Origin of the sequence: Mycobacterium sp. KBS0706 (genome assembly GCF_005938675.2) — a bacterium.
Classification (GTDB): Bacteria; Pseudomonadota; Alphaproteobacteria; order DSM-16000; family Inquilinaceae; genus Inquilinus.
Window position 1 is genome coordinate 12,622 of the sequence record NZ_VCCH02000096.1, and the last position, 15,807, is coordinate 28,428.

16 protein-coding genes are annotated in these 15,807 nt (G+C 67.4%); 5 read left to right on the plus strand and 11 right to left on the minus strand.

Annotated features, from left to right (window positions below; translation table 11 throughout):
• The 4 genes from FFK22_RS33870 to FFK22_RS33885 all read left to right on the plus strand — a co-directional run bounded on the left by FFK22_RS33870 (window position 1) and on the right by FFK22_RS33885 (window position 3,515).
• The gene (locus tag FFK22_RS33870) at window positions 1-963 is read left to right on the plus strand and encodes a YVTN family beta-propeller repeat protein (protein WP_138892543.1); all 963 of its coding nucleotides are present in this window, start codon (window positions 1-3) and stop codon (window positions 961-963) included.
• 318 nt (window positions 964-1,281) lie between these two features.
• Window positions 1,282-2,016, plus strand: coding sequence for an ABC transporter ATP-binding protein (locus FFK22_RS33875; protein WP_138892544.1), 735 nt, complete (start codon window positions 1,282-1,284; stop codon window positions 2,014-2,016).
• A complete protein-coding gene (locus tag FFK22_RS33880) occupies window positions 2,013-2,870 on the plus strand; it encodes an ABC transporter permease (protein ID WP_138892545.1) in 858 nt (285 codons plus the stop codon). The genes FFK22_RS33875 and FFK22_RS33880 overlap by 4 nt, the downstream gene beginning before the upstream one ends.
• Window positions 2,871-2,882: 12 nt before the next feature.
• Window positions 2,883-3,515: a hypothetical protein gene (locus tag FFK22_RS33885; RefSeq protein WP_138892546.1), complete on the plus strand. Its 633-nt coding sequence runs from the start codon at window positions 2,883-2,885 to the stop codon at window positions 3,513-3,515.
• Between the two features lie 48 nt (window positions 3,516-3,563).
• On the opposite strand, the gene FFK22_RS33890 is transcribed toward FFK22_RS33885, so the two are convergent.
• The 11 genes from FFK22_RS33890 to FFK22_RS33940 form a co-directional block, all read right to left on the minus strand.
• A complete protein-coding gene (locus tag FFK22_RS33890) occupies window positions 3,564-4,457 on the minus strand; it encodes an HAD-IA family hydrolase (RefSeq protein WP_138892547.1) in 894 nt (297 codons plus the stop codon).
• Window positions 4,458-4,459: 2 nt separating this feature from the next.
• Window positions 4,460-5,128 carry an HAD-IA family hydrolase gene (locus tag FFK22_RS33895; RefSeq protein ID WP_138892548.1) on the minus strand — a complete coding sequence of 223 codons (669 nt, stop codon included), beginning with the start codon at window positions 5,126-5,128 and terminating at the stop codon, window positions 4,460-4,462.
• Window positions 5,129-5,180: 52 nt separating this feature from the next.
• The gene (locus FFK22_RS33900; protein ID WP_186002806.1) at window positions 5,181-6,497 is read right to left on the minus strand and encodes an IPT/TIG domain-containing protein; all 1,317 of its coding nucleotides are present in this window, start codon (window positions 6,495-6,497) and stop codon (window positions 5,181-5,183) included.
• A 171-nt stretch (window positions 6,498-6,668) separates the two neighbouring features.
• Window positions 6,669-7,325 (minus strand): ribulose-phosphate 3-epimerase, encoded by a 657-nt coding sequence (gene rpe / locus FFK22_RS33905; RefSeq protein WP_138892550.1) that lies wholly within the window; start codon window positions 7,323-7,325, stop codon window positions 6,669-6,671.
• The gene (gene cbbX / locus FFK22_RS33910) at window positions 7,322-8,248 is read right to left on the minus strand and encodes a CbbX protein (protein ID WP_138892551.1); all 927 of its coding nucleotides are present in this window, start codon (window positions 8,246-8,248) and stop codon (window positions 7,322-7,324) included. The genes rpe and cbbX overlap by 4 nt, the downstream gene beginning before the upstream one ends.
• Before the next feature lie 185 nt (window positions 8,249-8,433).
• Complete coding sequence (locus tag FFK22_RS33915) at window positions 8,434-8,835, minus strand: ribulose bisphosphate carboxylase small subunit (protein ID WP_138892552.1); 402 nt, start codon at window positions 8,833-8,835, stop codon at window positions 8,434-8,436.
• Window positions 8,836-8,848: 13 nt separating this feature from the next.
• Window positions 8,849-10,330, minus strand: a complete 1,482-nt coding sequence (locus FFK22_RS33920) for a form I ribulose bisphosphate carboxylase large subunit (RefSeq protein WP_138892553.1) — start codon at window positions 10,328-10,330, stop codon at window positions 8,849-8,851.
• A 12-nt stretch (window positions 10,331-10,342) separates the two neighbouring features.
• Complete coding sequence (gene fba, locus FFK22_RS33925; protein WP_138892554.1) at window positions 10,343-11,422, minus strand: class II fructose-bisphosphate aldolase; 1,080 nt, start codon at window positions 11,420-11,422, stop codon at window positions 10,343-10,345.
• A 124-nt stretch (window positions 11,423-11,546) separates the two neighbouring features.
• Complete coding sequence (locus tag FFK22_RS33930) at window positions 11,547-12,494, minus strand: phosphoribulokinase (RefSeq protein WP_088157211.1); 948 nt, start codon at window positions 12,492-12,494, stop codon at window positions 11,547-11,549.
• Window positions 12,495-12,949: 455 nt separating this feature from the next.
• On the minus strand, window positions 12,950-13,930 hold the full coding sequence (gene glpX / locus FFK22_RS33935; protein WP_138893627.1) for a class II fructose-bisphosphatase: 981 nt from the start codon (window positions 13,928-13,930) through the stop codon (window positions 12,950-12,952).
• A gap of 218 nt (window positions 13,931-14,148) precedes the next feature.
• Window positions 14,149-15,372 carry a DUF3644 domain-containing protein gene (locus FFK22_RS33940; RefSeq protein ID WP_186002807.1) on the minus strand — a complete coding sequence of 408 codons (1,224 nt, stop codon included), beginning with the start codon at window positions 15,370-15,372 and terminating at the stop codon, window positions 14,149-14,151.
• Window positions 15,373-15,552: 180 nt separating this feature from the next.
• Here FFK22_RS33940 and FFK22_RS44050 point away from each other — a divergent pair.
• The coding region (locus tag FFK22_RS44050) for a hypothetical protein (protein ID WP_221939051.1) at window positions 15,553-15,807 on the plus strand (255 nt) is incomplete at its 3' end.

Consider the following 15,807-nt stretch of genomic DNA (forward strand, 5'->3'; position numbering starts at 1 on the left):
ATGGACAGGCTCGTGCTCTTGGCTGTAGCGGCGGCGGCCTTCGGCGCCGGGCCCGCGCAGGCCTTCACCGCCTATGTCTCGAACGAAAAGGGCAACACCGTCAGCGTGGTCGACCTCGACACCATGGCGGTGACCCAGACCATCAAGGTCGGCCAGCGGCCGCGCGGCATCACCCTCAGCAACGACGGCAAGGTGCTGTACGTCTGCACCAGCGACGACGATCACATCGAGATGATCGACACGGAGACGCTGAAGCCGCTCGGAACCCTGCCCAGCGGCCCGGACCCGGAGCTGTTCGTGCTGGCGCCGGACGGCAAGCGGCTCTACGTCGCCAATGAGGACGACAACATGGTCACGGTCCTCGACCTCGAGCAGAAGGCGATGGAGACCGAGATCCCGGTGGGGGTGGAGCCGGAGGGGATGGGCGTCAGCCCGGACGGCAAATGGCTGGTCAACACCTCCGAGACCACCAACATGGCGCATTTCATCGACACCGCGACGCTGCAGCTGACCGACAACGTGCTGGTCGACACCCGGCCGCGCTTCGCCCAGTTCACGCCCGATGGCAAGCAGGTGTGGGTCTCGGCCGAGATCGGCGGCACGGTCAGCGTCATCGACACGGCGTCGCGCCAGGTGCTGAAGAAGATCGGCTTCGCCGTCCAGGGTGTGCGCAAGGAGACGATCCAGCCGGTCGGCGTGCGCATCACCGCCGACGGCAAGACCGCCTTCGTCGCCCTCGGCCCGGCCAACCGGGTCGCGGTGATCGACACCGCGACCTTTGAGGTGACAGACTATCTCCTGGTCGGCCAGCGCGTCTGGCAGCTGGCCTTCACCCCGGACGGGAAGTACCTGGTGTCGACCAACGGCGCCTCGAACGACATCTCGGTGATCGATGTGGCGGCGCGCAAGGTGATCAAGTCGATCCCCGTGGGCGAACTGCCCTGGGGCGTGGCGATCCGCTGAAGCGGGAGTTGCCGGTGATCCTTCTCTTTCGCGAGACTGCGATAAAATTCCCTCTCCTTGGGGAGAGGGAGGGGCCCATTCGCGTTGGCGAATGGGAGGGTGAGGGGGATGGCCGGCGATCGGGAGAACGAGACGCGGCCTTAGCATGTTCAGAGTCCCCCCTCTCCTTGCGGGAGGGGGGCAGGGGGAGGGGGCTCGTGCCGCCAGCGCCGTCTTGGCAAGGCGGGATCCGTTTCACGCATCGACAACCCCCTCCCCCTAGCCCCCTCCCGCGAGGGGAGGGGGGACTCAGTTCTTTCCGACATCGGGCTCTCTCCCATGTCCCCCGCTGACGCCCTCACCGTCTCCGGCCTGTCCCACAAGATCTCCGGACGCGAGATCCTGGCGGAGATCGAGATCGCGGTGCGGCCCGGGACCTTCACCGTGCTGCTCGGCCAGAACGGCGCCGGCAAGACCACGCTGTTCTCGCTGGTCACCCGGCTCTACGGCGCCCAGTCCGGCCAGATCCGGGTGTTCGGCCGCGACCTGGCGCGCGAGCCCGGACGGGCGCTGGCGCTGATGGGCGTGGTGTTCCAGCAGCGCGCGCTCGACCCCGACCTGTCGGCCCGGCAGAACCTGCGCTATCACGCGGCGCTGCACGGCATGCCGGGATCGGTCGCCCGGTCCCGCATCGCCGCGGAGCTGGAGCGGGTCGGCCTGGCCAAGGAGGCGGACCGCAAGATCCGCAGCTTCTCCGGCGGCGAGATGCGGCGGATCGAGATCGCCCGCGCTTTGCTGCACGAGCCGCGCCTGCTGCTGTGCGACGAGGCGACGGTCGGGCTCGATATCCGAAGCCGCGCCGCGATCCTGGCCGATGTCCGCGGCCTGGTGCGCGACCGTGGCCTGACCGTGGTCTGGGCCACCCATCTGATCGACGAGGTCGAGGCGGCCGACCCCACCATCATCCTGCATCGCGGCCGCATCCTGCGGCAGGGCCCGGCCGCGTCGATCATCTCCGATCTCGGCGCCGGCGGGCTGCAGGACGCCTTCCGCCGGCTGACGGAGGCGGCATGAGCACGGTCACCGAACACGCCGGGCGGCAGCCCTTCGGCACCGTCACCCCGGCCGGCGCCTGGCGCTGCCTGCTGGGCATCCTGTGGCGCGAGGCGCTGCGCTTCGTGCACCAGCGCACCCGCTTCCTCTCGGCCCTGGTGCGGCCGCTGGTCTGGCTGTTCATCTTCGCCGCCGGCTTCCGCTCGGTGCTCGGCGTGTCGATCATCCCGCCCTACGAGACCTATATCCTCTACGACGAGTACATCGTCCCCGGGCTGATCGCGATGATCCAGCTGTTCAACGGGATGCAGAGCTCGCTGTCCATGGTCTATGACCGCGAGATGGGCAGCATGCGCGTGCTGCTGACCAGCCCGATGCCGCGCTGGTATCTGCTGACCGCGCGGCTCCTGGCCGGCACCTTGCTGTCGCTGCCGCAGGTCTATGTCTTCCTGCTGATCGCCCGGTTCTGGGGCATCGAGCCGCCGCCGATGGGCTACCTCGCCGTGCTGCCGGCCCTGATCCTGTCCGGGCTGATGCTGGGCGCGCTCGGCCTGCTCTTGTCCTCGGCGATCCGCCAGCTCGAGAACTTCGCCGGGGTGATGAACTTCGTGATCTTCCCGATGTTCTTCGCCTCCTCGGCCCTCTACCCGCTGTGGAAGGTGGAGGAGGCGAGCCCGCTCCTGCGCGACGTCTGCGGCCTGAATCCCTTCACCTATGCCGTGGAGCTGGTGCGCTTCGCCCTCTACGGCCAGGTCGACACCCAGTCCCTGCTGCTCGTCCTCGCCTTCGCCGCGGTGTTCCTCGGCGGGGCGATCCTGGCCTACGACCCGGCGCGCGGCCTCGTCGCCCGCGTCCGCGGCCCCGGCGCCGGCTGAAAGGAGGCCGTCATGGTCCGTTGGCTTCTTCCCGCGCTCCTGGTCCTGGCGCCCGCCATGGCCTGGGGGCAGGACGCCCCCAAGCCCGACAATCCGCCCAAGGACGACTGGCCCTGCGTCCAGGTGCTGCAGCCGGAGCTGTCGATCGGCGCGATGTGGCCGGGCGACGACCCGACGGCCACCGGCCCGTCCTGGCGCGACGACGCGGTGGTGGCGGCGCTGGTCGAGCGGGTGGCGCCGCGCCGCGTCCCGGTCGACGAGGCGACGGCCGAGATCCGCCGCTTCGCCGCCGGCTACGAGGGCGACCGCAAGGTTGCGCTGTCCGCGCTGTTCGCCGGGCTGTTCGAGACCGTCAACGGCGAGCGCGCCACCATCATCCGCGGCATCCGCCGCTACAACGCCCGCCAGGCGGCGCTGGCCCAGCGGATGGAGGACACGACGCAGACGCTGGACGGCGTCGACCCGACCTCGACCGACATGGCGGTGGCGCAGAAGCGGCAGCAGCTGGAGACCCAGCTGTCCTGGGACCAGCGGGTGTTCGACGAGCGCGAGCGCCTGCTGCCGGCGATCTGCGACCAGCCCTTCATCCTGGAACGCCGCCTGTTCGCGTTGTCGCGGACGATCCAGGAGGAGATCGGGAAGTAGGCGGCGGTTGACAGGGCGCGCCGGACGCCCGCGGCCTGCTCCACCCCCTCACCCGAAATCGCGGCGCGATTTCGACCTCTCCCCAAGGAGAGGTGAAGGAAGCGCAGCTCCGAAACCCCTCTCCTCGGGGAGAGGGAGGGGCCCGGCGCCGAAGGCGACGGGAGGGTGAGGGGGCTCTCGCCGCCTGCACTCCCGCTGCTCGGCAAAGCCCTCGACCCACCGCCCCAACGCCTCGACCGTCACCCAGCCTTCGCCGGCGCCGGCGCCGCCGAGATGGCGGTAGGGCGCGTCCGGCTCGCCCAAATCGGACAGCACCGCCATGGCGTGGCGCAGATCGTCGTCGCCGGTGTACAGGCCCGGCGTCGCCAGCACCTTCAGGCCGGCGCGGCGGGCGGACAGCACGCCGTTGCGTGAATCCTCGATGGCGATGCAGCCGGCCGGGTCCAGCCCCATCGCCTCCAGCGCCGCCTGGTACACATCCGGCGCCGGCTTCTTGCGTGGCACCGCGTCGCCCGCGACCATCACCTCGAACAGCGTCGGCCCCTCCGGCCCCAGCGCCGCCGCCAGCAGCGCCGCGACATTGGCCGGCGTCGTGGTGGTGGCGATCGCCAGGCGCACGCCCTGCGCCCGCGCCTCGGCCAGCAGCCGGGCGACGCCCGGCCGGAGCGCCACGGCGCCGGCCGCCACCAGCGCGGTGTAGCGCTCGGTCTTGGCCCGGTGCAGCGCCGGCACGTCGCAGCCGGGCGGGTCGGCCAGACCGGCCAGGAACCGGCCGATCCGCTCCTTGCCGCCGGTGACGGCCAGAAGCTCGCGATACAGGTCGCGGCTCCAGTGCCAGTCCAGGCCGGCGGCGCGGAAGGCGGCGTTGAAGGATTGGCGGTGCATCTCCTCGGTCTCGGCCAGCGTGCCGTCGACATCGAACAGGATGGCCTCGAGCCGCATCGCTACCCGGCCTCGACCAGGCCGAGCATCTCCGGCAGCGCGGCATAGTCGGCGAGGATGCCGTCCGGCTCCAGCGTGGCGACGTCGCCATAGCCGAACGGCACCGCCAGCACCCGCACCCCCGCGGCCCGGGCGGTGGCGACGTCGACGTGATGGTCGCCGACATAGACCGTGTCCTCCGGCGCGGCGTCGAGCGCGGCGATACAGGCCAGGAGCGGCTCCGGGTCCGGCTTCATGCCGTGGCCGCTGTCGCCGCCGACCAGCGCCCCGACATGCGGCGCGAAGCCCAGCGCCCACAGCACCGCCCGCGCGGTCCAGGCCGCCTTGTTGGTGCAGATCCCGACCGGGATCCCGGCCGCCGCCAGCGCCGCCACCGCCGCGACCGCGCCCGGATAGGCCGAGCTGCGCACCGCCGGCGCCGCGGCATAGCGGTCGAGGAAGCGCCGGGTCATCCATGCCGCCTCGGTCGGGTCGCAATGGCGCAGCCGCAGCGCCCCGCGCAGCAGCCCGGGCGCGCCATGGCCCATCAGGCTGCGGACCTCGTCCTCGGACAGCGGGTGGATCCCCGCCTCGCGCAGCACCGTGGCCAGGGCGTCGGCGACATCGGCGACGCTGTCGACCAGGGTGCCGTCGAGGTCGAACACCACCGCGCGGGGCAGGGCCGAGCTCATCGCCTGGCCTCCGGGCCGGGTCCGGCGCACCGGACCCGGCCGCGCGAAGGACCTAGGACGCCGTGAAGGTGAACTGATCGCTGTAGTCGTTGCCGCTCAGATTCGGATAGACCGGCACGGCCGGGGAGGTGCCGAACATGTTGGTCACCCGGATGTCGACCGTGCCGTAGCCGGCAGGCGACACCGCGGTGATGCTGGAGCCGTCGCTGGCCACGGTCTGCGACGCCGCCGGGACGATGCCGAAATCGACCACGCAGTCGGAGGTGAATGTCGAGCCCGAGGGCGGCGTGATCGTCACCGAGGTGCCGCCGGCCGAGCTGCCGCTGGTCGGGCTGACCGAGGCGACCACCGGGGCGGAGGACGGGATGGTCGGGGCTTCCAGCAGCGTCAGATAGGTGTTGCCGGAATGCTGGAAGGCGACCTGCAGCTCGAACTGCTGCACCGACGAGGTGGCGGCCGCGGGATAGCTCTCCAGGAACAGCGGCGACGACCCGCCGTTCAGCGCCGCCTGCTGGGTCGGCTGGACATAGGTGTTGCCGTTGGTCTCGCCTGCCACTGTGGTGATCAGGATGCCGACCTCGTTCAGCGGCTCGGCGGTGGGGCCGGGGCCCGCCGGATTGGCCTTCGGACCGGGGTAGAAGGGGTTGCTGATGAAGTCCCCCGGGAGGGAGGCCAGGGTCGCCCAGGCAGTCGGCACCAGGTCGTATTTGTTGTAGGTGCAGACGGCGCTCGGGAACTGCTTGCCGAACCAGGCGGCGAAGGCGGCGTCGCCCGCCGTCGGGGCGGCGAAGGTGTAGGGCAGGATGCTGCTGATCGACAGCGTGCCGGCCGAGGCCTGCTGCTGCAGGAACAGGGCCACCGTGGTCGCCATCGCGCCGCCCAGGCTGTGGCCGACGACATACAGCGTATAGGGCGCCAGGGTCGCCAGCTGCGTCAGCAGGTCGGTGCCCATGACGATATCGGTGAAGGCTTGCATCGCGCCCTGGGAGATGTTGGGCATCGATCCGATGGAGGGCGTGCCGCCGGCGGCGAAAGGCAGCACCAGCCCGACCTGCATGTCCTCCGCCATGTCGATCGGGTCGCCCATCACCGTCCCGCGCAACACCAGCGCGTAGACCGAGTTGCCGTCGCTGTCGTTCGGCCCCTGCGCGATATAGGCCAGGTTGGCTCCGCTCTGGGTCAGCCCGGCCCAGCTCAGGCTCCAACCGCCCTGGGTGGCCAGGCCGGTCAAGGCCAGCTGGGCGGTGATGCCCTGGCCGATCCGGGCCGACTGTTGGGCCGGCGTCTCTCCCGACGGCCGGGCCGTAGCCCCGTCCGCGGTCAGGGCCGCCAGGGTCATCATGATCTGGGTGTCGGTATAGGTGGCCATGCCGAATATCCTTTCGCCAAAATGCGCCAATAAAACAGGTAAAATAATTCTGAATACCATGGTATGTTTGGGCGAGTATTGGCGCGGATACTGCCGGCGGCAGTAGGGGATATTTCGCGCAAGGATGCAACCGCATTGTCGCGGCCATGAGCGGGCAGGGGGCGAGGGCGCTCATCGGGCGCCCTCCCGGATGGCGGCGATGTTGGCCTCATAGGCGGCTGGGCCGCCGCGGAACACGGCGGAGCCGGCAACCAGCGTGTCCGCCCCGGCCGCGGCCACCACCGCCGCCGTCTCCGGCGTCACCCCGCCATCGACCTCGAGCCGGATCGGCCGGTCGCCGATCATGGCGCGGATCCGGCGGATCTTCTCCGCCATCGCCGGGATGAAGGCCTGGCCGCCGAAGCCGGGGTTGACCGTCATCACCAGGATCAGGTCCAGCCGGTCCAGCACATGGGCGACGGCGTCCGCCGGCGTCGCCGGGCACAGCGCCACGCCGGCCTGCTTGCCGAGCGAGCGGATATGCTGCAGCGACCGGTCGAGATGCGGCCCGGCCTCGGCATGCACGGTGATGACATCGGCGCCGGCCTTGGCGAAGGCGTCGAGATACGGGTCGGCCGGGGCGATCATCAGATGCACGTCGAACACCCGGTCGCTGTGCGGCCGCAGCGCCTTCACCACATCCGGCCCGATCGTCAGGTTGGGCACGAAATGCCCGTCCATCACGTCGATATGGATCCAGTCGGCGCCGGCGGCGACCACCGCGCGCACCTCCTCGCCCAGCCGGGCGAAATCGGCGGAGAGGATCGACGGGGCGACGACGATGCTCACAGCTTGGCCTCCTGGTCCGGCGGCTCGGCCGAGAACACGCGGCTGGCGCGGATGTCGGCCTCGGCCAGGGTGACGAAATCCTCGACCGACAGGTCGGGCGGCATGTCGCGCACCAGCCGGTTGGCCTGGCGCAGCCGGGCGCGGTCCAGCGCGTTGCGGATCGACCGTCCGTTGGCGAAATGCGGCAGCCGGATGCGGCGGGCGACATAGTCGCGGAACGCGGCCAGCGCCTCCGGGCTGAAGCGATAGTTCTGGCGCGCCAGCATGCCCTCGCCGATGGTGATCAGCTCCTCCTCGGAGAAGTCCGGGAACTCGACGTGATGGGCGATGCGTGAGCGGAAGCCGGGGTTGCTGGTGAAGAACTTCTCCATCCGGTCGCCATAGCCGGCGACGATCACCACCAGGTCCTCGCGCTGGTTCTCCATCACCTGCAGCAGGATCTCGATCGCCTCCTGGCCGTAGTCGCGCTCGTTCTCCGGCCGGTACAGGTAGTAGGCCTCGTCGATGAACAGCACCCCGCCCATCGCCCGCTTGAGGATCTCCTTGGTCTTCGGCGCGGTGTGGCCGATGTACTGGCCGACCAGGTCGTCGCGGGTGACCGACACCAGGTGCCCGCGCCGGACATAGCCGAGCCGGTGCAGGATGTCGGCCATCCTGAGGGCGACGGTGGTCTTGCCGGTGCCGGGGTTGCCGGTGAAGCTCATATGCAGGGTCGGCGCCTCGGCGCCGAGGCCGAGCCGGCGGCGGATGCGCTCGACCAGCAGAAGGGCGGCGATCTCGCGGATCCGGGTCTTCACCGGGACGAGCCCGACCAGCTCGCGGTCCAGCGCCTCGAACACCTCGTCGATCCGGGTCTCCTCGAACTCCCGGGCGAGGTCGATGCGGGTGTCGGCCGGCGGCAGGGCGACGGCGCCTTCGGTCATGGCGGGCCTCTTGGTCGAAGAAGGGACGGCATCCTTTTGCCTCTCCCGCTTGCGGGAGAGGTCGGAGACGTGAAGCGGCTCCGGGTGAGGGGAGTTTGTCGAGGTCAGGGCCCGCCCTCACCCGGTCGCCCTCCGGGCGCCCGACCTCTCCCGCCAGGCGGGAGAGGCAATTCGAGCAGGCTGGTTCAGTTGGCGGAAGACGGCAGCAGCTTCGTCGTGTACCGGATGCTCCGTCCCCCGATCTCCTGCCGCTCGAGCGCGAATCTCGCCTCCTCCGGCGGCCGGTTGACCAGGAACGAGATCCTGAGCGACTCCCAGCCCGGCGTGGCGTCGAAGCCGGAGATGCGGATGTAGCGGTCGCCATAGGCCTTGCGGCACGAATTCAGCTCGGTCATCACCGCGGCGGCGTCGCGGATGTCGAACATCGGCAGGTCCCACATCTCCCAATAGGTGTTGCGGGGATGCGGGTCGTCGGTGAACTCGATGTTCACCGCCCAGCCATTGTCGATGCAGTACTGCACCTGGTCGGTGATCTGCCGGTCGGTCAGGTCGGGCAGGAAGGAGAAGCATCCCTGGGTCACGCGCATGATGGCGGCCTCCTCAGCTGGCGGCGGTGACGGCCGGGACGAAGTCCGGCGTGTCGGTCGAGGCGTAGTCGAAGGTGACGTCCTTCCAGACGTCCAGGGCCTGGCGCAGCGGCTGGCAGTGGCGGGCGGCGTCGGCCAGGATTTGCGGCCCCTCGACCTTGGTGTCGCGGCCCTCGTTGCGGGCCAGGATCATGGCCTCCAGCGCGACCCGGTTGGCGGTGGCGCCGGCCTGGATGCCCATCGGGTGGCCGATGGTGCCGCCGCCGAACTGCAGCACCGTGTCCTCGCCCAGATAGTCCAAGAGCTGGTGCATCTGCCCGGCATGGATGCCGCCGGACGCCACCGGCATCACCTTGCGCAGGGACGCCCAGTCCTGCTCGAAGAACACGCCGTTCTCCAGCTTGGCCGGCAGATGGTCCTCGCGCAGGATGTCGTAGAAGCCTCGCGTCGTGTTCGGGTCGCCCTCCAGCTTGCCGACCACGGTGCCGGCATGGATGTGGTCGACGCCCGCGAGACGCATCCATTTGGCGATCACCCGGAACGACACGCCATGCGTCTTCTGCCGGGTGTAGGTGCCGTGGCCGGCGCGGTGCAGGTGCAGGATCATGTCGTTGCGCCGCGCCCATTTCGACATCGACTGGATCGCGGTGTAGCCGATCACCAGGTCGATCATGACGATGACGCTGCCGAGCGACTTGGCGAACTCCGCCCGCTCATACATGTCCTCCATGGTCCCGGCGGTGACGTTCAGATAGGTGCCCTTGACCTCGCCGGTCAGCGCCTGGGCCCGGTTCACCGCCTCCATGCAGTACAGGAACCGGTCGCGCCAATGCATGAAGGGCTGCGAGTTGATGTTCTCGTCGTCCTTGGTGAAGTCGAGCCCGCCCTTCAGCGCCTCATACACCACCCGTCCGTAGTTGCGGCCCGACAGGCCGAGCTTCGGCTTCACCGTGGCGCCCAGCAGCGGCCGACCGAACTTGTCCAGCCGCTCGCGCTCGACCACGATCCCGGTCGGCGGCCCGTCGAAGGTCTTCACATAGGCGACCGGCAGCCGCATGTCCTCCAGCCGCAGCGCCTTCAGCGGCTTGAAGCCGAAGACGTTGCCGATGATCGACGCGGTCAGGTTGGCGATCGACCCCGGCTCGAACAGATCGAGGTCATAGGCGATATAGGCGAAGTACTGGCCCGGCTGGTTCGGCACCGGGTCGACGCGATAGGCCTTGGCCCGGTACTTCTCGCAGGCGGTCAGCCGGTCGGTCCACACCACGGTCCAGGTGGCCGTGGAGCTCTCGCCCGCCACCGCCGCCGCCGCCTCGACCGGGTCGACCCCGTCCTGCGGCGTGATCCGGAACAGCGCCAGGACGTCGGTGTCCTTCGGCTGGTAGTCGGGCTCCCAATAGCCCATCTTGCGGTATTCCATCACCCCGGCCTTGTAGCGGTCCTTGCCGGTGACGGTTGCGGCCTTGGTGTCGAGGGTCGTGACATTCGTGCTCATGGAGCTCTCCTCTCAGGCTGCGGCGCCGATCGCGATGCGCGGGTCCAGCGCGCCGGACCGGTAGCGTTTCGCCATCTCGGGCAGGGGCAGGGGGGTGATCTTCGAGGCCTGGCCGGCGGTGCCGAACTGCTCGTATCGCTCACGGCACAGCGCCTGCAGCGCGGCCATCGACGGCTGCAGGAACTTGCGCGGGTCGAACTCGCCCGGCTTCTCCACGGCGATGCGGCGGATCTCGGCGGCCATGGCCAGGCGGCAATCGGTGTCGATGTTGACCTTGCGCACCCCGTGGCGGATGCCGCGCTGGATCTCCTCGACCGGCACGCCCCAGGTCTTCGGCATCTCGCCGCCGAAGCGGTTGAACTGCTCCTGCAGCGCCTCGGGGACGGAGGAGGAGCCGTGCATCACCAGGTGGATCTCCGGCAGCCGCTGATGGATCGCCTGGACCACATGCATCGCCAGGATCTCGCCATCCGGCCGGCGCGAGAACTTGTAGGCGCCGTGCGAGGTGCCCATGGCGATGGCCAGCGCGTCGACCCGGGTCTCGCGCACGAACTGCACCGCCTGGTCCGGGTCGGTCAGCAGCTGGTCATGGCCCAGCGCGCCCTCGGCGCCGTGCCCGTCCTCCGCCTCGCCCTGCCCGGTCTCCAGGCTGCCGAGCACGCCGAGCTCGCCCTCCACCGACACGCCGACGGCATGGGCCGCGGCCGTGATGCGGCTGGTGATGCCGACATTGTACTCATAGCTGGCCGGGGTCTTGGCGTCGGCCTCCAGCGACCCGTCCATCATCACGCTGGTGAAGCCGTGCTGGATGGCCGACAGGCAGGTGCCGTCGTCATTGCCATGGTCCTGGTGCAGGCAGATCGGGATGCCGGGATGCATCGCCTCCGCCGCCTCCACCATCTTCGCCAGCATCAGGTCGCCGGCATAGGACCGGGCGCCGCGGCTGGCCTGCAGGATCACCGGCGCGTCCACCGCTTTGGCCGCGGCCATGATCGCCAGGATCTGCTCCATGTTGTTGATGTTGAAGGCGGGCACGCCGTAGCCATGCTCGGCGGCGTGGTCCAGCAGCTGTCTGAGAGTGATACGGGCCATCTGGGCCTCCTCAGGGACGGTCGGTGAAGCTCGGTCGTCGGGGCCGGTGCCTGTTTCCCTCTCCTCGGGGAGAGGGAGGGGCCCGCCGCGTTGGCGGCGGGAGGGGGAGGGGGGAGCCGGCCCCTCACACCGCGTGCACGCCCTGGGCGGCCTTGACCATGTGGAAGGCGACCAGGAGCTGGGTGAGGGCGAGGGGGTGGCTGACCGCCCTTCCGGCGGCGCCGTCATAGCGGCCGAGGTCGTCGCGCAGGTGGCTGGCCTCGGGGATATGCTCCCAGAGATACTCCTCCACTCGCTCGGCCCGGCGGTCGGAGATCGAGCCGCGGATCTCCAGCACGTCGACCGGCTTGCCCTCGTCGCGGGTCAGCTCGAAGCCGACGCTGCCGTCGCCCACCGCCTCGATCAGCCGCGAGAAATTCGGGTGCGGCAGGGTCGGGCGCAGGATATGGGCGACGTCGAGCCGGTGGTCGGTCTCCGGCGCCCCGGCCGAGGAATTGGCGCCGGGCGGCCGCTGGAAGCGGATGACGATGTCGGCGAACAGCCGCTGCGGCCGGATGAAGGTCGGGCTGTCATATTCCCGCTTCTTCAGCGATTCCAGCACCTGCTCGGCGGTGTAGCCGCGCTTCGAGGTATCGCGATGCACCTTCCAGCGCACCCGCAGCTCCTCCTCCGGGTCGAGGTAGATCTTGACGTCGTAGCAGTCGCGCATCGCCCGGGTGGCGTAACCGAGCAGCCCTTCCGCGACCACGAACTCCTTCGGCTCGATGTATTCCGGGCGGTCCAGCGTGCCCTGGTCGTGGTTGTAGATCGGCTTCAGGATCGGCTGGCCCTGGCGCAGCAGGTGCAGATGCTGCTCCAGGATGTCGACATAGTTGCCGGCCGGGTCGAGGGCCGAGACCCCGTTCGCCGCCCGCTCGCGCCGGTCGTAGCGGTGATAGTCGTCGGTGCAGATCAGGGTGCAGCGCTGCGGCCCCAGGATCTCGGCGATGCCGCGCGACAGCGTGGTCTTGCCGGCCGCGGAGTCACCGACGATCCCGAGGATGATCGGCCGGTCGAAGGAGGGCTTGGACATTCTGGTCTCCCGTCTCGGGTCGTGATCGGCGAGCCTCGGGCGCGGCTCGGAAGGATTGGGCCAGCTCCGGCCCGCGATCCGCGGCTCGCCCCCTCCCCCAGGGGGAGGAGAAGGGGAGGGGGCTGCCTCCGCCCTGGGTGTCGCTGCGGCAATGGGCGGAGGGGTGGGGATGGGAGGAGAGGCCTGCGCCGCCTGGCCGTCCTGAGTCCCCCCTCCCCTCGCGGGAGGGGGATAGGGGGAGGGGGCTGTCTCGGCCAGAGCCGGCGTTGGAGCCGACGGAGGGGCCGGTGCCACCCCCTCACCCGAAATCGCCACCGCGATTTCGACCTCTCCCCGGGGGAGAGGTAAGGGGGCCGCAGCTCCTGTTCCCCTCTCCTCGGGGAGAGGGAGGGGCCCGCCGCGTTGGCGGCGGGAGGGTGAGGGGGTGGCTCCGGCCCCGCCGGTCGGGTGCGGTCTCACCGCCCCGCCTCCGCCGGCGCGGGCACCTCGACATAGGTCGTCAGCACCTGCCAGCGCCGGTCCGGCGCCGTCAGCATCAGCGACTGGGTGCGGGTGCTGGCCCCGCGCCGCGACACGCCCTCGAACAAGAGGCCGGTGGTGATGCCGGTGGCGGCGAACCACACCTTGTCGCTGCGCACCAACTCCTCCACCCCCCACCAGCGGCTGGTGTCGATGCCGGCCCGGTCCACGGCGGCGCGCTCATGCTCCAGCTGCGGGTCGATGCGGCCCAGGAACTCTCCGCCCAGCGCCCGGATGGCGCAGGCCGCCAGCACCCCTTCGGGCGTGCCGCCGGTGCCCATCAGCGCGTCCACCCCGCCGCCCGGCATGGCGGCGACGATGGCGCCGGCCACGTCGCCGGCGGGATACAGGGCGACGCGGGCGCCGGCGGCGTGGATCTCCTCCACCAGCCGGCGGTGGCGCGGCTTCTCCAGCACATAGATCGACAATTCGGAGACGGGCTTGCCCAGCGCCTCGGCCAGCACCTTGAGCTTGTCGCGGGTCGGGGCCAGCGGGTCGATCCGGCCCTTCACCGCCGGCGGCCCGGCGAATTTCTCCATGTAGAAGGCGGGGCCGGGGTCGAACATGGCGCCTTGCGGCGTCATGGCGACGGCGGCCAGGGCGTTGGTCTGGCCGTTGGCCAGGTGGCTGGTGCCGTCGACGGGGTCGACCGCGATGTCGACCGCCATGCCGCCGCCATGGCCCAGGCGCTCGCCCTTGAACAGCTGCGGCGCCTCGTCCTTCTCGCCCTCGCCGATGACGATGCGGCCGTCAATGTCGAGATGGTTCAGGACGGTGCGCATGGCGTCGACCGCGGCGGCGTCGCCCTCGTCCTTGCGGCCGCGCCCGATCCAGTCGAAGGCGGCGCGGGCTGCGGCTTCGGTGACGCGGCGCAGCGCGTAGATGAAGCCGTCCTCGGCGATGGCGGCACCGGTCATGCGCATCTCCACCCGATTTCCGCAGTCCGGCCGGGGCCGGCTGCGGGGCGGGGAGTCTGGCGCTCCCCAGGACGGTCAGGATCGGGGAGGGGCGGAGCGACCGGAACGCCCGCCCGGGTGGGCGGGCGCGATCTTACGGGTGGGGTGGGAGCTACCCGGATGGGTGGGGCTCTCTGTCTAAAATTAGCCGACTGTTCGCAGGTCTTCGCGCATCTCGGCTACAAGAAGGCTAAGCCGTCTTCGTCAATCGCCGCCTGAGCTGGAAGATTTTGAGGTACATCGAGAGAGGCGGCCTTCTCTCCAGCTTCTTCAATGAGTCTTGCTATCCAATTCTCATTGTATGTATAATCCCGATGGGCGGAATGATATATACAGAAATCTCGATTTGTCTTTTCTGGAGATTTTGATCCTTGTGCTGGGCGTACTTTATGCTTCTGCCAAGCTTGTGTGTGATGGTTCATATTAAATTGTGTCCCAGTTGCTTCGGAGACAATGCGTACAATGTCCTTGGGCTTATACGGATACATTTCGTCAGCAATTTTGTATTTCTGCAATACGTTGTGCACCATCTTTCCTTCTTCTGAATCAGGAGACAAGAATTGGATGTGGGATTTTCCTTTTGACGCACTGGTGAATGTATATACGACTTTAAATTGATACTCGACATCATCTATTTCTTCCTTTGATAAATCCTTTTTAAGAAGAGCATCGAGTGCTTCAATATGAGCTGGAATATCATAGGGATCAATATTCGCGGCGTGTTCCAAATCCAATTTTCCAAACTGCAGGGCTATTGATAGTTCATTTTGTAAAGAGACCTTTGGGCCGAACCAAGTAACGATGGTTCTGTCAAAATTTAAACAGCAAGCCTGAAAGAGAGAGAGCCATTTCGTATCGCTTCTGCCAAGCAACTTATGTTCCACCTCGTCTCTAATAGCCTTCATGGATTGTAAATTGTTCTTGATACCCTTTGTAAGAGGACAATCCGGACGTGAAAGCATATGGCTAAGAGCAAAAGTAGAATTGTCTGAATTTAGGATAGATATACCCTTTCGCTCATAATGTTCGTGCATCAAATATGTCCATGCAATGTTCGAAAGAACAGAAAATACTTCAGTTTTAAATTTGAAAGTGGCGCTATTGAAAATGGTAACGGCCAAAATCATTGCTTCGCGAGCTCGAATAAGTCTCTCATTTTCATATAAATTCAATCCTGTCACAGGATCAAAACTGCGCTTTTTCTTCAAGAAAAATTCGACTTCCTCTGCGGTAGCTGGAATAATATTCTGATCTTTTTTTACTCCAGATATCCGGCCGAAATTTACCGTTGTCCCGCGTTCATAATTTATAATTGCATGTACATCTTGGTTTGTTTTGCCATTATTCAAAAGCGCTTTAACAATTCTCTTTTCCTCTGCAGTTAGGCTCTTTTCCTTTTCCATATATGGTCTCCATAATTATTGAGAAAAAAATTCTAAGGCAAGGTTATCATCTGACCTTTTTTGCTCGGGTTGTTTGATTTTCTGGGTATATGGACCTATTGTTATATGCTGATGTGCGATCGAGATGATGTGTGTGCCATAAGCGCGTTGTGCCGTGTCAGTTAATCAGGATAATTCGATATGGTGAAGCCAATTCAACGCACTATCGAGATAGCGGACTTTGAATTGCCGCGGGGGGCCATCTCGATTCGGCAGCTTCTCGAGATGCCGAACGAGACCTGGGGGCATCTTCGTGCGGAGATCAATCTCCGCCGCCGCCTCGATCGTAACAGGCCGCTCGCACGTTGCCGCCTTTGCAAGGGGGGTGTTTTCATTCGAGTCCAGTTACGAGATGGAAAACGCCTGCCGGTCTATGCTCATTATCCGGAAAGCCCC

What these genes read in the sequence shown, in the direction of transcription:
- FFK22_RS33880 (WP_138892545.1), top strand. Translation starts at nt 2,013, where the DNA reads ATGAGCACGGTCACCGAACACGCCGGGCGGCAGCCCTTCGGCACCGTC.
- FFK22_RS33890 (WP_138892547.1), bottom strand. Translation starts at nt 4,457, where the DNA reads ATGCGGCTCGAGGCCATCCTGTTCGATGTCGACGGCACGCTGGCCGAG.
- FFK22_RS33900 (WP_186002806.1), bottom strand. Translation starts at nt 6,497, where the DNA reads ATGGCCACCTATACCGACACCCAGATCATGATGACCCTGGCGGCCCTG.
- FFK22_RS33940 (WP_186002807.1), bottom strand. Translation starts at nt 15,372, where the DNA reads ATGGAAAAGGAAAAGAGCCTAACTGCAGAGGAAAAGAGAATTGTTAAA.
- fba (WP_138892554.1), bottom strand. Translation starts at nt 11,422, where the DNA reads ATGGCCCGTATCACTCTCAGACAGCTGCTGGACCACGCCGCCGAGCAT.
- FFK22_RS33895 (WP_138892548.1), bottom strand. Translation starts at nt 5,128, where the DNA reads ATGAGCTCGGCCCTGCCCCGCGCGGTGGTGTTCGACCTCGACGGCACC.
- cbbX (WP_138892551.1), bottom strand. Translation starts at nt 8,248, where the DNA reads ATGACCGAAGGCGCCGTCGCCCTGCCGCCGGCCGACACCCGCATCGAC.
- glpX (WP_138893627.1), bottom strand. Translation starts at nt 13,930, where the DNA reads ATGACCGGTGCCGCCATCGCCGAGGACGGCTTCATCTACGCGCTGCGC.
- FFK22_RS33930 (WP_088157211.1), bottom strand. Translation starts at nt 12,494, where the DNA reads ATGTCCAAGCCCTCCTTCGACCGGCCGATCATCCTCGGGATCGTCGGT.
- FFK22_RS33870 (WP_138892543.1), top strand. Translation starts at nt 1, where the DNA reads ATGGACAGGCTCGTGCTCTTGGCTGTAGCGGCGGCGGCCTTCGGCGCC.
- FFK22_RS33915 (WP_138892552.1), bottom strand. Translation starts at nt 8,835, where the DNA reads ATGCGCGTGACCCAGGGATGCTTCTCCTTCCTGCCCGACCTGACCGAC.
- FFK22_RS33920 (WP_138892553.1), bottom strand. Translation starts at nt 10,330, where the DNA reads ATGAGCACGAATGTCACGACCCTCGACACCAAGGCCGCAACCGTCACC.
- FFK22_RS33885 (WP_138892546.1), top strand. Translation starts at nt 2,883, where the DNA reads ATGGTCCGTTGGCTTCTTCCCGCGCTCCTGGTCCTGGCGCCCGCCATG.
- FFK22_RS33875 (WP_138892544.1), top strand. Translation starts at nt 1,282, where the DNA reads ATGTCCCCCGCTGACGCCCTCACCGTCTCCGGCCTGTCCCACAAGATC.